General features: G+C 75.6%; 14 protein-coding genes. 9 read left to right on the forward strand and 5 right to left on the reverse strand.

Features of this window, described 5'->3' with window-relative positions; genetic code table 11:
* Positions 1-150: 150 nt before the first annotated feature.
* The 4 genes from selA (at position 151) to KME75_RS01320 (ending at position 4,387) form a co-directional block, all read left to right on the forward strand.
* Positions 151-1,506 (forward strand): L-seryl-tRNA(Sec) selenium transferase, encoded by a 1,356-nt coding sequence (selA, locus tag KME75_RS01305; protein ID WP_308282489.1) that lies wholly within the window; start codon positions 151-153, stop codon positions 1,504-1,506.
* Positions 1,496-3,340 carry a selenocysteine-specific translation elongation factor gene (gene selB / locus KME75_RS01310; RefSeq protein WP_219412645.1) on the forward strand — a complete coding sequence of 615 codons (1,845 nt, stop codon included), beginning with the start codon at positions 1,496-1,498 and terminating at the stop codon, positions 3,338-3,340. Before selA ends, selB begins: the two co-directional genes overlap by 11 nt.
* A 68-nt stretch (positions 3,341-3,408) precedes the next feature.
* Positions 3,409-3,816: an STAS domain-containing protein gene (locus KME75_RS01315; RefSeq protein WP_219412646.1), complete on the forward strand. Its 408-nt coding sequence runs from the start codon at positions 3,409-3,411 to the stop codon at positions 3,814-3,816.
* 277 nt (positions 3,817-4,093) lie between these two features.
* The gene (locus tag KME75_RS01320; RefSeq protein WP_281424370.1) at positions 4,094-4,387 is read left to right on the forward strand and encodes a WhiB family transcriptional regulator; all 294 of its coding nucleotides are present in this window, start codon (positions 4,094-4,096) and stop codon (positions 4,385-4,387) included.
* Positions 4,388-4,463: 76 nt separating this feature from the next.
* Here the strand turns inward: KME75_RS01320 and KME75_RS01325 are convergent, their stop codons facing one another.
* Positions 4,464-4,967, reverse strand: a complete 504-nt coding sequence (locus KME75_RS01325) for a hypothetical protein (protein WP_219412647.1) — start codon at positions 4,965-4,967, stop codon at positions 4,464-4,466.
* A 285-nt stretch (positions 4,968-5,252) separates the two neighbouring features.
* Positions 5,253-7,379, reverse strand: a complete 2,127-nt coding sequence (locus tag KME75_RS01330) for a SpoIIE family protein phosphatase (protein ID WP_219412648.1) — start codon at positions 7,377-7,379, stop codon at positions 5,253-5,255.
* A 328-nt stretch (positions 7,380-7,707) separates the two neighbouring features.
* On the opposite strand from KME75_RS01330, the gene KME75_RS01335 reads away from it, so the two are divergent.
* The 4 genes from KME75_RS01335 to KME75_RS01350 all read left to right on the forward strand — a co-directional run bounded on the left by KME75_RS01335 (position 7,708) and on the right by KME75_RS01350 (position 10,662).
* On the forward strand, positions 7,708-8,097 hold the full coding sequence (locus tag KME75_RS01335) for an STAS domain-containing protein (RefSeq protein WP_219412649.1): 390 nt from the start codon (positions 7,708-7,710) through the stop codon (positions 8,095-8,097).
* Positions 8,098-8,196: 99 nt separating this feature from the next.
* Positions 8,197-8,634 carry an ATP-binding protein gene (locus KME75_RS01340; RefSeq protein WP_308282490.1) on the forward strand — a complete coding sequence of 146 codons (438 nt, stop codon included), beginning with the start codon at positions 8,197-8,199 and terminating at the stop codon, positions 8,632-8,634.
* Entirely contained in the window at positions 8,631-9,410 is a 780-nt protein-coding gene (locus KME75_RS01345; RefSeq protein ID WP_219412651.1) for a SigB/SigF/SigG family RNA polymerase sigma factor, read from the forward strand. Before KME75_RS01340 ends, KME75_RS01345 begins: the two co-directional genes overlap by 4 nt.
* Before the next feature lie 19 nt (positions 9,411-9,429).
* Positions 9,430-10,662 (forward strand): NAD(P)/FAD-dependent oxidoreductase, encoded by a 1,233-nt coding sequence (locus KME75_RS01350; protein ID WP_219412652.1) that lies wholly within the window; start codon positions 9,430-9,432, stop codon positions 10,660-10,662.
* 134 nt (positions 10,663-10,796) lie between these two features.
* On the opposite strand, the gene KME75_RS01355 is transcribed toward KME75_RS01350, so the two are convergent.
* The gene (locus KME75_RS01355) at positions 10,797-11,018 is read right to left on the reverse strand and encodes a DUF3618 domain-containing protein (RefSeq protein ID WP_219412653.1); all 222 of its coding nucleotides are present in this window, start codon (positions 11,016-11,018) and stop codon (positions 10,797-10,799) included.
* 99 nt (positions 11,019-11,117) lie between these two features.
* Between KME75_RS01355 and bcp the strand changes: the two genes are divergently transcribed.
* Positions 11,118-11,585, forward strand: a complete 468-nt coding sequence (gene bcp / locus KME75_RS01360; RefSeq protein ID WP_219412654.1) for a thioredoxin-dependent thiol peroxidase — start codon at positions 11,118-11,120, stop codon at positions 11,583-11,585.
* On the opposite strand, the gene KME75_RS01365 is transcribed toward bcp, so the two are convergent.
* Both KME75_RS01365 and KME75_RS01370 read right to left on the reverse strand, forming a co-directional pair.
* Positions 11,582-11,986 carry a PIN domain-containing protein gene (locus KME75_RS01365; RefSeq protein ID WP_219412655.1) on the reverse strand — a complete coding sequence of 135 codons (405 nt, stop codon included), beginning with the start codon at positions 11,984-11,986 and terminating at the stop codon, positions 11,582-11,584. The genes bcp and KME75_RS01365 overlap by 4 nt on opposite strands.
* Positions 11,974-12,231, reverse strand: coding sequence for a type II toxin-antitoxin system Phd/YefM family antitoxin (locus tag KME75_RS01370; protein ID WP_219412656.1), 258 nt, complete (start codon positions 12,229-12,231; stop codon positions 11,974-11,976). Before KME75_RS01370 ends, KME75_RS01365 begins: the two co-directional genes overlap by 13 nt.
* Positions 12,232-12,239: the final 8 nt, after the last annotated feature.

The raw sequence follows: 12,239 nt of genomic DNA on the forward strand, positions 1-12,239 counted from the left end.
CCGGGGCGCGTCCAGCAGCTGACGGCCCCGGCACACACCCGGTCGGGACGGCACACAGCGCCGGCGGTGGGTGCCGTCCCGACGCGCTGTGTGCCGTCGGTGATCCACCGCGCCGGGCGGGCCGAGGGGCGCGATCGTAGGGTGGTGGCCGTGAGCGTCGTCGATCCCCGACGGCGGGTGCCGCGCACCGACGCCGTGCTGGCCGAGCCGCAGGTGGCCGCCGCGAGCGCGCGGCTCGGGCGCGGGCTGGTCAAGGCCGCCGTCGCCGCTGCACAGGAGCGGGCCCGGCGGGGGGAGCTGCCCGCCGAGCACGACGCCGTCGTCGAGGCGGTGCTGGACGCGCTGCCGTCCGCCGCCACCGGGCTGCGCCCGGTCCTCAACGCCACCGGCGTGCTCCTGCACACGAACCTGGGCCGCGCGCCGCTGTCACAGGCGGCCCGGGCCGCGCTCGACCTCGCCGCCGGCACCTGCGACGTCGAGCTCGACCTCGCCACCGGCGGCCGCGGCAGCCGTGGCGCCTCTGCGATCGAGGCGTTGCTCGCCGCCGTCCCCGGCGCGGCCGCCGCGCACCTCGTCAACAACGGCGCCGCAGCACTCGCCATGGCCGCGATGGCGCTGGCCACGGGCACCGTTGACGGGCGCTCCCCTGACGCTGTGCGCCGGGAGATCGTCATCGCCCGCGGCGAGCTCGTCGAGATCGGCGACGGCTTCCGCATCCCCGAGCTGTTGACGGCCACCGGTGCGCGGCTGCGCGAGGTCGGCACGACGAACCGGGTACGCCGCGACGACTACGCGGCCGCGATCGGCGAGCAGACCGCGTTCGTTCTCAAGGTCCACCCGTCGAACTTCCGGATCACCGGCTTCACCCGCTCGGCGGGCATCGAGGAGCTCACCGGCCTCGGGGTGCCGGTGGTGGAGGACATCGGGTCCGGCCTGCTCGCCCCGCACCCGCTGCTGCCCGACGAGCCCGACGCCGCCACCGCGCTCGCCCAGGGCGCCACCCTCGTCACCGCATCCGGCGACAAGCTCCTCGGCGGACCGCAGGCCGGGCTGCTGCTCGGCGCACCGGGTGAGGGCGCCGAGCTGGTGCAGCGGATCCGGCGCCACCCGCTGGCCCGCGCGATGCGGGTGGACAAGCTCACCCTCGCCGCGTTCGAGGCGACCCTCCGCGGCCCGGTCCCGCCCACCCGGGTCGCCCTCGACGCGGATGCCGGGGCCCTGCGCGCCCGGGCGCAGCGCCTGGCCGCCCGGCTCGTCGCGCATGGAGTCGACGCCACCGCCGTCGACTCCGTGGCGACCGTCGGCGGCGGCGGGGCGCCCGGCGTCACGCTGCCCAGCGCCGCTGTCGCCCTGCCCGAACGGTTCGCCGCCGCGCTGCGGGCGGGCGACCCGGCCGTGCTCGGGCGCCTCGAACACGGCCGTTGCCTGCTCGACCTGCGCGCGCTCACCCCCGAGGCCGACGAGGAGCTCGCGGCCGCCGTACTGAAGGCGCACCATGCCGACTGACGGCCGTCGGCACGCCGTGGTCGCGACGGCGGGGCACGTCGACCACGGCAAGTCCACGCTGGTCCGGGCGCTCACCGGGATGGAGCCCGACCGGTGGGCCGAGGAACGGCGCCGCGGCATGACCATCGACCTGGGCTTCGCCTGGACGGAGCTGCCGTCGGGCGGCACGGTCGCGTTCGTCGACGTCCCCGGCCACGAGCGGTTCGTCACGACCATGCTCGCCGGCGTCGGCCCGGTCCCGGCCGCACTGCTCGTCGTGGCCGCCGACGAGGGCTGGATGCCGCAGTCCGCCGAGCACGTCGACGCGCTCGCGGCGCTCGGCGTCCGCGACGGCCTGCTGGTGATCACCCGCAGCGATCTGATGGAGCCGGAGCTCGCCCGCGACGAGGCCCGCGCGCACCTCGCCGGTACCCCGCTCGCCGACGTGCCCGCGGTGTGCGTCTCGGCCACCACGGGCACCGGGATGGACGCTCTGCGCGCCGCGCTGGACGACCTCGTCGCCCGCCTCCCCGGCCCGGACGCGGGCGCGGACGTGCGGCTGTGGGTCGACCGCGCCTTCACCATCCGGGGAGCGGGCACCGTCGTCACCGGCACGCTCGGGGCGGGGCGGATCCGGGTGGACGACGAGCTCGAGCTGGCCTCGGCCGAGGGCACCCGGCGGGTGGCGGTGCGCGGGCTGCAGAGCCTCGGCGCGCCGGTCGACGAGGCGCGCGGGGTGGCCAGGGTGGCGGTGAACCTGCGCGGCCTGCCCAAGGACGCGGTGGCCAGGGGTGACGTCCTGCTCGGTCCGGGCGCGTGGCTCACCACGGACCTGGTCGACGTGCGTTGCCACGGCCTGCGCACGGACACGGGCGCCGAACCGGCCGCGTTCCCGGAGGAGCTGACCCTGCACATCGGCGCGGCGGCCGTCGTCGCACGCGTGCGGCCGCTGGGCGGCGACACGGCCCGGCTGCGGCTGCGACACCCGCTGCCGCTGCGCATCGGCGACCGCGCGGTGCTGCGCGACCCGGGACGGCGCGAGGTCGCCGCGGGCGTCACCGTCCTCGACGTCCGGCCGCCCCCGCTTCGCAGGAGGGGCGCTGCGGCGCGGCGGGCCGCCGAGCTGACGGAGATGGCGAGCGTCGCGTCGGCGGTGGGCGAGCTCGCCCGGCGCGGGATCGCCCGCCGCGCCGACCTCGTCGCGATGGGTGTGCCCCTCGAGGAGCTCGACGCCCTCGCGCACGCCGGCACCCCGGCCGCGGCGGGCTGGCTGGTCGACCCGGCGCTGGCGGTGCAGCTCACGGCCCGGCTGGCCGCCGCCGTCGCCGAGCACGACGCCGCCGACCCGCTCGACCCCGGGCTGCCCACGGAGGCGGCGCGGCGGGCGGTCGGGCTCCCGGAGCCGCGGCTGGTCGAGGCCGTGCTGCGCCACGCCGCCCGCGTTGGTCCGGATCCGGGGCTGGCCCTTCGCGACGGCCGCGTCACGCGCTCGGCCGGGGCCGGGCTGCCGGCAGCGGTCCGGGCCGGCCTGGACGTCCTGCGTGCCGACCTCGAGCGCGCCCCGTTCGCCGCGCCGGAGGCCGGCAGGCTCGCCGAGCTCGGCCTCGGGCCGCGCCAGCTCGGGTCCCTGGTCAAGGCAGGTGAGCTGCTGCGGGTCGCCGACGGCGTCGTGCTGCTCCCCGGGGCGGACGCGCGCGCCGTCGAGGTGCTCTCCGGTCTCGGCCCCGAGTTCACCCTCAGCGCGGCCCGGCAGGCGCTGGGCACGAGCAGGCGCGTCGCCGTGCCACTGCTCGAGCTGCTCGCCCGCACCGGTCGCACCGTCCGAACCGCGGAGGGGACGCATCGGCTGGCATAGGGCGCGAGTTCCCGGGTACCGATGCTTGAAGTGGCAGATCGCGGCGCGGAGCCCTACCGTGAGCCCCGATGTCCGAGACCCGTGAGAACCTGCCGTCCGGCCCCTCGTCGATCCCACGCGGGGGGGACGTCGACGACCAGATCGGGCTCGTCACGTCCCACCCTGATGAGGGCCAGGTCGTGATCGAGGTCGCCGGTGAGGTCGACATGCTCACCTCGCCGCAGCTGCGTGGCGCCGTGCTGGAGCAGTTCGAGGCGGGTGCCGGGCTCGTGGTCCTCGGCCTGGACGGGGTCACGTTCCTGGGCACGAGCGGTCTGGCCGTCCTCATCGAGGTCCGGGAGGCGGCGCAGAACACCGGGGTCACCCTGCGGTTGGCCTGCACGGCACGGCGGGTGCTGCGGCCGCTGACGATCGCCGGGCTCATCCCACTCTTCGACATCCACGACACGGTCGACCAGGCGTTGACCGCCGCCTGATCGCCCCACCGCGGATGTGACCTGCGTCACATCCGAGGGCCGGCCCGCTCCGCCTCGGACGTCGGTCCGCACCGGGCGTCGCGCGCCGATGCCTGTCGTGAGCTGCCCGAACGCCGCGGGTTCTGCAGGGGGGTACCGCTGCATCGTCCGCACCCCCGCGGCGCGTCCGCACCGCCGCGCGACCCCTGCGTCCGCGGCGGCGTTTGGCGGCGCAACGAGCAGGGAACGAGCACCTCGATCGCCCGGTGCGCCGGGCACGAGCGGACAAGAGGTGACGATGAGCGACGTTTCCCGGCTTCCCGGCCCCATGGACCACGCATGGCAGTGGCAGCGCCTCGGGTCCTGCCGTGGAATGGACAGCGCGGTGTTCTTCCACCCGGACGGCGAGCGCAACCCTTCCCGGGCCAGGCGGACCGCGCAGGCCAAGGAGGTCTGCCACCGCTGCCCGGTGATCGAGCAGTGCCGCGAGTTCGCCCTGCAGACCCGGGAGCCGTTCGGGGTGTGGGGTGGCCTCGCCGAGGCGGAGCGCCGGGTGATCCTCGAGCAGCGCGGGATCGCGATCGCCAGCTGACCGGGAAACCGAGCGGACGAACGGAAGGGGCAGGTCCCGCGGGGACCGGCCCCTTCGTCGTGCCGGGCGGGAACGGTCAGGCGGGCTCGTCGCCGACCACGGACAGCTCGAGGCAGCGGTAGCGCAACAGCGGGATGCCGTAGACCTGCGCGATGCGCTGGGCGGCCCGGTGGACGACCGCCCGGCTCGGGTCGGCCGGGCCGGGGGCGGGCGCCACCCCGTACAGGCCGGGCTCCGGGTCGAAGCCGACGAGCTCGCTGAGCGCGGCGATCACGTCGCCCTCCGCGGAGCCGTCGAGGGGCTGGCGCAGGCCGAGCCGGTGCAGGTGCAGGCCGGGCAGCTCGAGCCGGGCGACGTCCTCGCGCACGTGGTCGACATCGTCGTCGTCGACGTCGTCCGCGTCGTCGTCCAGGTCGTCGTCCCACGCATCGGCCGCCGGCAGGACGCTCACCGTGCCGGGCGCGGCCACCGGTGGGTCCTCGGCGGTGACCAGCAGGTCGACGTGCGGGAAGCCCTCGACGAGCCGGGCGAGATCCGATTCCGGGCGCAACAGCTCCATCGGGCTGACGGCGACGGCCACCGCGCGCCGTCCGTGCGTGGGAACGGCAGACCGGCGGGATGCGGCCGGTACCGCAGGCGCGGAGATACCCATCTCCGGAACCGCGACCATCGACAAGGCCTCCTTCGATGCCCTCGCCCCACCCCGAGGCGCTGGTCCTGACGCTGAGTGAACCGTCCGGACCGGGTCGGGTATTCGCCCGGTGGCCGATGGAACGGTGAGCGGGCAACGGCGAGCCGTGAATGACCGCTACCGCCCGGTAGCCCCGTCGCCGGGTCCGCTGTCCGCTCGTTGACCGTTCGTCGTTCAGGAACGCAGGCGCACCGCGAGCAACGCGACGTCGTCGCGCAGCGGCGCGGGGACGCAGACCTCGAGGATGCGGTCCACCACGGTGTCGGCGGCCGCGTCCGGCGGCAGCTCGACCAGCGTCTGCTCGAGCAGCTGGGTGCGCTCGTCGGCGTCGTCGCCCGCCACGTCGGTGAGCCCGTCGGTGTAGAGCAGCAGCAGCGACCCCGGCGGGCAGCGCAGCGTGGCCTCCGTGCGGCCGAGGCCCGCCCGCCGTCCCAACCCGCGGACCGCCCCGATCATGGGTGAGCGGTACTCCTCCAGCCGCCGCAGCGCGCCGTCGGGGCGCAGCAGCAGCGGGGCGGGGTGCCCCGCGTTCGCGTACCGCAGCAGCCGCTCCCCCGTCGCGTCGGGCGGCTCGAGTCGGGCGTAGACGGCGGTGGCCATCGCAGCGGTCTCCAGGCCCTGCACCAGCTGATCGCACCGGTCGAGCACCGAGCCGGGCGCCCCGCCGTCCCACGCGAAGGACCGGACGACGGCGCGCAGCTGGCCCATCGCCGCCGCCGCGCGCAGGTCGTGGCCGACCACGTCGCCGACCGTGAGCCCGATGGCTCCGTCGGGCAGGTCCAGCACGTCGTACCAGTCCCCGCCCACCTGGTTGCCGTCGACGCCCACCAGGTAGCGGGCCGCGGTCTGCACCCCGTCGACGTCGGGCACGGCGGGCAACAGGCTGCGCTGCAGCGTGACGGCCGCGGCGTGCTCGGCCTCGTAGAGCCGCGCGTTGTCGACGGCGAGCGCGGCCCGGCCGGCGAGGTCGGTGGCCAGGTGCAGGTCACGCGGCCCGTACCGGCGCCCGTACGGGTGCTGGGTGACCAGCGTGAGCGCGCCGAGCACCCGCCCGCGGGCCCGCATCGGCACCACCATCGCCGAGCGCAGCCGCAGCTCGTCGTACACCGCGGCCGCGGCGGGCTCGCCCGGGTAGCGGTCGGTGCCGCGCTCGGGCAGCTCGGGGTCCAGCAGCGCCTGCTCGCCGCCGAGCACGTCCCCGGTGCGGCTGCCGTCGCCCACCTGGTAGCCGCGCACCGCGCCGAGCTCGCGCAGCAGCACCTCGTCATCCGGGTCCCGGCCGGCCACCGCCACCCGCTGCGCGAGCGCGGACCCGGGGCGGTCCAGCAGGTCGACGGCGCACAGGTCGGCCAGCTGCGGCACCACACTGCGCGCGAGCCGCTCACAGGCGTCGGTGACGTCGAGGGCGCCGGTCATGCGGGTGGTGGCCTCCGCGAGCAGCCGCAGCCGGGACCGCGCCTCCTCGGCCTCGGCGAGTGCGGCCGTGCGCTCCTGCTCGACGCTCACCCGCTCGGTGACGTCGTTCTGCACGCCCAGGAAGTTGACGAGATCGCCGGCGCCGTCGAACACCGGCGAGATCGACAGCTGGTTCCAGAAGGCCCGCCCGTCGCGACGGTAGTTGAGCAGCACCTCGGTGACGGGCTCGCGCCGCCGCAGCGCCTCCGCGATCCGCCGCACCGCCGCCCGGTTCGTGTTCGGGCCCTGCAGCAGCCGGCAGTTGCGCCCGACCACCTCGCCATACGGATAGCCGGTGAGGGCCTCGAACGAGGGATTGACCCAGATCAGCGGGTCGTCGGGCTGCCGGGGATCGGAGATGCTGAACGCGGTGTCGGTGGCGACGATCGCCCGCTCGCGCAGCGCCGCCAGCCGCCGCCGGTCGCCGTGCTCGGTGCCCCGCAGCGAGAGCAGCACCACCAGCGACCGCCCCTCGTCGGCCGGCCCAGTGGGCGAGAGCGGGAACCCCGTGACCCACAGCAGCTCAGGGGCACGGTCGGCCGCGTCGCGCACCGCCACCGGCTCCCCCGCCACCGGCAACCCGCGCGCCACCAGCGCGATCGGCGAGCTGCCCGGCACCGGCAGCCCACCCAGGCCGGTGAGCCGGGCCGCCTCGCTCCAGGCGTCCACGTCGAGCGGGAGCCGGACGTCATCACCGGTGAGCGCGACGGCCGCCGCGTTGGCCGAGACGACCCGCCGCCCCTCCAGCACGAGCACGGCGGCCGGGCCGGGCCCCAGGACGTGCAGGAGGTCACCGGCGGCCACGGTCGCGGCGCCGGCGTCCGCCGCGTTCCCGCCGTCCGCCACTTGACCAGCCTAGGGCGTGTCCGGTGGATCCGGGGTCGATGAACTCGGTGATCCAGGGCGTTCCTGGCAAGGCGGAGGCCCGAGCCGTCGTACCTGGCGACCACGCCGCCAGGGGCGTCCTGGGCGCCGAGGGCGCGGCCAGGGGTCCGCCGGACACGCCCTGGGGGGACCGCAGGCGGTGCGCGCCCCCACGATCGGTCGGCCTCCGGCGGGAGTAGGGTCACAGGTGATGCGGTTGAGACCCCAGCCGCCCGACCCGGGCCCGTCCGGAGATCCGGAGGGGTCTGCCGCGATCCGGCCCGGCCCCGTCCGACCGGAGGTGGAGAAGATGCCCGATCCCGCCCGGCACACTGCCGGCCCGGACGCGACGGACGAGCTGCTCGACACGCGGATCGACCGTCCCCGACCGGGCGTCGCCGTGCTCGCCGTGCACGGCGAGGTCGACACGCTCACCGCCTCGGCGTTCACGGGGGCCCTCGAGGAGCTCACCACCGCGGACGAGCCCGTCCTCGTCGTCGACCTGACGGGTGTGACGTTCCTCGCCTCCACCGGTCTCGCCGCCCTCATCCAGGCCGCCCGCCGGGCCGAGGAACGCGCGCTGAGGCTGCGGCTGGTCGCCCCGGCACGCGCGGTCCGGCGCCCGCTGGAGATCACCGGCACCGACCAGCTGTTCGAGATCCACGCCGACGTGATCGGCGCGACCGCGGGCAGCGATTGATCCCCACCCACCGGGGGTAGCAAGATGACCGATCACGTGCCCAGTGCTGATGTGCCCGATACTGGTGTGCCCAGTACCACCGGAAGGAGACCCGGCAGCGTGCCCGACCTGGACTCCCCCTCGTCCCAGACTCTGGACGGGGCGTCGACCGTGGAGGTCCGGACGTCGGCCACCGCGTCGCTGATCCCGACGATCCGCGCCGTGGCCTCCGACCTGGCCGCGCGGGCGGACTTCGACCTCGACGCCATCTCCGACCTCCGGATGGCCGTGGACGAGGCCTGCGCCACCCTCGTGGACGTAGCCGCCCCGTCGTCCATGCTGCAGTGCACCTTCCTGGTGCGCCCGGAGCGGATCGAGGTGACCGCTGAGGTGCAGGCCGAACAGGCCGACGCCACGGTCTCCACCGAGACGTTCGGCTGGCGGGTCCTGCAGACCCTCGCCGACGAGGTCGCCGTCCACCACGTGCCGGGGGCCAACGGTTCAGCACCGACCGTGGGGATCCGCTTGGACAAGCGCTCCGGCGACCTACTGCGGTGACCCGGGCCGATCCGGAGTACGGCCACCTCGTCCCCCTCCTCGAGCGCTATGCCGCCCTGGGACCCGACGACCCGGGCCGTGAGGCCCTCCGCGAAGAGCTCGTGCGGGGCTTCCTCCCGGTGGCCCAGCACATCGCGCGTCGCTTCTCCAACCGCGGCGAGCCCCTCGACGACCTCGTCCAGGTGGCGACCGTCGGGCTGATCAACGCGGTCGACCGGTACTCGCCCGAACGCGGCACCGACTTCTTCTCGTTCGCCGTGCCGACGATCAGCGGCGAGGTGCGCAGGCACTTCCGCGACCTCGGCTGGTCGATGCGGGTGCCGCGGCGCCTCAAGGACCTGCACGTCTCGATCAACGGGGCGGTGTCGGAGCTGTCGCAGAGCCTCGGCCGGGCGCCGAAGCCCAGTGAGATCGCCGATCGGCTGGGCGTCCCGGTCGCGGACGTGCTCGAGGGCCTCGAGGCGTCGGAGGCCTACCGCAGCTCCTCGTTGGACGAGATGCTGTCGTCGGAGCAGGGCAGCGCCACCGTCGGCGAGCTCGTCGGGGAGGCCGACGCCGAGCTCGACCGCGTCGACTTCCGGCAGGCCCTGCGGCCGGTGCTGTCCGAGCTGGCCGAGCGCGAGCGCACGATCGTGCTGCTGCGGTTCTTCGGCAACATGACCCAGACGCAGATCGCCGACCGCGTGGGCATCTCGCAGATGCACGTGTCCCGGCTGCTCGCCCAGACCCTCGACCGGTTGCGCACGCGCCTCGACCCCGAGACCCGCGTCGGCTGACCTGCCTCGAGGGGAGACCATGACCGGGCAGCCGGAGCACGTCGTCGTCGTCGGGGCAGGCCTGGGCGGGCTGCGCACCGCCGAACAGCTGCGCTCGGCCGGGTTCCAGGGACGGATCAGCCTCGTCGGCGCGGAGCCGCACCCGCCGTACGACCGGCCGCCGCTGTCCAAACAGGTCCTCACCGGCGAGTGGGCGCCCGAGCGGGCCCGGCTCGCCGCACCCGATGCGCTCGAGGACCTCGGGGTGCGCACCCACCTCGGCCTGCGGGCGGTGGCCCTGCGGTCGCACGAGGCGGGCCCGGGCCACGAGGTGGAGCTGTCCGACGGCGCCACGCTGCACAGCGACGCGCTCGTCGTCGCGACGGGGTTCGTCCCGCGGACCCTGCCCGGACAGCTCGCGCAGGTGCACACCCTGCGCACCCTCGAGGACGCCGTCGCACTCCGCGGCACCCTGGAACGGGTCGGATCGCTGCTCGTCGTGGGCGGCGGGTTCATCGGCGCCGAGGTGGCGAGCGCCGCCCGGGCCCGCGACATCGCTGTGACCGTGCTGGAGGCGCTGCCCGTGCCGTCGGTGCACGCGCTCGGGCCGGAGGTCGGCGCGCTCGCCGCACGGCTGCTCACCGAGGGTGGGGTCGCGCTGCACACCGGGGCGCTCGTCGCGGGCTTCGTGGAGGCCGGGGACGGCGTGTGCGTCGAGCTGGCCGACGGGACGCAGCACGCCGCCGACGCCGCCGTCGTGGGAATCGGGGGGGTGCCGGACCTGGGCTGGCTCGACGGCACCGGACTGGACGTGCGGACCGGCATGGGCTGCGGGCCCACCGGCCGGGTGCACGGGCTGGCCGCGGCGTGGGCCGTCGGCGACGTGGCCGTATGGGACGACCCGGTGCACGGCGACCGGCATCGCAACGAGCACTGGACGAGCGCGGGCGATCAGGCCGCCGTGGTGGCCCGCGACATCCTGGGGGCGCAGCCCCCGCCCCCCGCGGTGCCCTACTTCTGGTCCGACCAGTTCGGGCTGAAGATCCAGCTCATCGGCCGGCCGGACGTGGCGGGCGAGGTCGTCGCCCTGCACGGGGCCGGACTCGACGGCGGACCGGTGCGCGGCACCGTCGTCGGCTACCTCGACGGCGAGCACCTGGCGGCCGTGGCCGGTTTCGGGGCGGCCCGGTTCGTGGCCCGCTACCGCCCCCTGGTGGCGGCGCGCGCGACACGCACCGAGACCGAGGCCCTGGCGGCGACCCTGAACCGGTAGCCGCGGCCCCCGTCGCCCGCCCCGAACGCCAGCAAGGTGGCAATACTGTCACTGGGCGGCAGTAAGGCCACCATGCTGGCACGTGGACGCGGGGATCGGCGGGGTCCGGCGCGCCGACGGCGTCGCCGCTCCGGTCAGCGGAACAGCTTGCGCAGCAGCGCCAGCCCCAGGATCGCGCCGACCGCGATCAGCGCGTACCGGACCCGCGGGTCGTCGAGCCGCGCCTGCACGCTCTCCTTGCCGGAGTCGACGAGGCGCTTGGGGTTGGCCCGCTCGCTCAGAGCGTCCAAGTTCTCCGCAAGGGCGTCCCTGGCCCGCTCGATCTCGCGCTCGATGGTCTCCGGGTCGCGCGCCACGACGCCTCCTGAGGGTTCCGGTGCACCTGGAGGTGTCACCGTAGATCACGCCCGCCCCACCGGTCGGGGCGGCCGGGCCGTGGTGCCAGGATCGGGCGCATGACCACCCGCCTGTCGCCCGGTGACCCGGCCCCCGACTTCACCCTCCCCGACGCCGACGGCAAGCCCGTGTCGCTGTCGGACTACCGCGGCCGCCGCGTCGTCGTCTACTTCTACCCGGCCGCGAGCACGCCCGGATGCACCAAGCAGGCCTGCGACTTCCGCGACAACCTCACGGAGCTGGGCGGGGCCGGGCTCGACGTCGTCGGGATCTCGCCCGACAAGCCGGCGAAGCTCGCGAAGTTCCGCGACGCCGAGGGGCTCACGTTCCCGCTGCTGTCCGACCCCGACAAGGAAGTCCTCACCGCATGGGGAGCCTTCGGGGAGAAGCAGATGTACGGCAAGACGGTGACCGGGGTGATCCGCTCGACGTTCGTGGTCGACCCCGAGGGGAGGATCGAGGTCGCCCAGTACAACGTGCGCGCCACCGGGCACGTGGCGAAGCTGCGCAAGGATCTCAAGGTCTAACCGCGGACGAGACGGGCGCTCACGCCCGGGAGCTCGCCGAACCGGGCCCGCTCGTCCGTGGTGAGCACCGTGCGGTCGGCGCTGCGGGCGGTGGCGGCGATGAGGAGGTCGTGGACGCCGCGGCTGCCGCCGGCGCGCCCGACGTGGGCGAGCAGCGCCGCGTGGTGCCCGGCCACGTCCTCGTCGTAGCCGAGCACCGGGACCACGCTCAGCACCTCGTCGAGGAACGCCCGCTGCGCGTCGGCCCGGCGGGGATCCGGATCGAGCAGCACGCCGGCCAGGTACTCGGCGATGACGACCGCAGGGAGCGCGACGTCGTCGGTGTCGGCCAGCCCCGCCATGTCCACCCGTCCGCGCACCGCGGCGATCAGCACACCGGTGTCGAGGATCAGTCGCGCCACGGGTCGGTGTCCAGCTCCTCGGACGCCGCCTCGCGGACCGCGCCCACCTGCGCGGCGAAGGTGTCGTCCAGCGCCGGGTGCCCGCGCCACCGGCCGAGCACCTCCCGCAGGGCCCCGCCGTTGGCCCGCGGGGCCGGCGCGATCAGCGCCACCCGCCGGCCGGAGCGCGTGACCACGATCGTCTCGCCGTGCTCGGCGGAGTCGAGCACGGCCGAGAAGTTCCGAGAGGCCTCGGAGGCAGTCATCTCGCGCA

The organism is Pseudonocardia nigra (genome assembly GCF_019396355.1).
In the GTDB taxonomy this organism is placed as follows: domain Bacteria; phylum Actinomycetota; class Actinomycetes; order Mycobacteriales; family Pseudonocardiaceae; genus Pseudonocardia; species Pseudonocardia nigra.

Excerpts from the sequence above, each read along its gene's own strand:
- KME75_RS01335 (WP_219412649.1), top strand. The coding sequence starts at position 7,708 with ATGCCCGATCCCGCCCGGCACACTGCCGGCCCGGACGCGACGGACGAG.
- KME75_RS01315 (WP_219412646.1), top strand. The coding sequence starts at position 3,409 with ATGTCCGAGACCCGTGAGAACCTGCCGTCCGGCCCCTCGTCGATCCCA.
- KME75_RS01320 (WP_281424370.1), top strand. The coding sequence starts at position 4,094 with ATGAGCGACGTTTCCCGGCTTCCCGGCCCCATGGACCACGCATGGCAG.
- KME75_RS01370 (WP_219412656.1), bottom strand. The coding sequence starts at position 12,231 with ATGACTGCCTCCGAGGCCTCTCGGAACTTCTCGGCCGTGCTCGACTCC.
- KME75_RS01350 (WP_219412652.1), top strand. The coding sequence starts at position 9,430 with ATGACCGGGCAGCCGGAGCACGTCGTCGTCGTCGGGGCAGGCCTGGGC.
- bcp (WP_219412654.1), top strand. The coding sequence starts at position 11,118 with ATGACCACCCGCCTGTCGCCCGGTGACCCGGCCCCCGACTTCACCCTC.
- selB (WP_219412645.1), top strand. The coding sequence starts at position 1,496 with ATGCCGACTGACGGCCGTCGGCACGCCGTGGTCGCGACGGCGGGGCAC.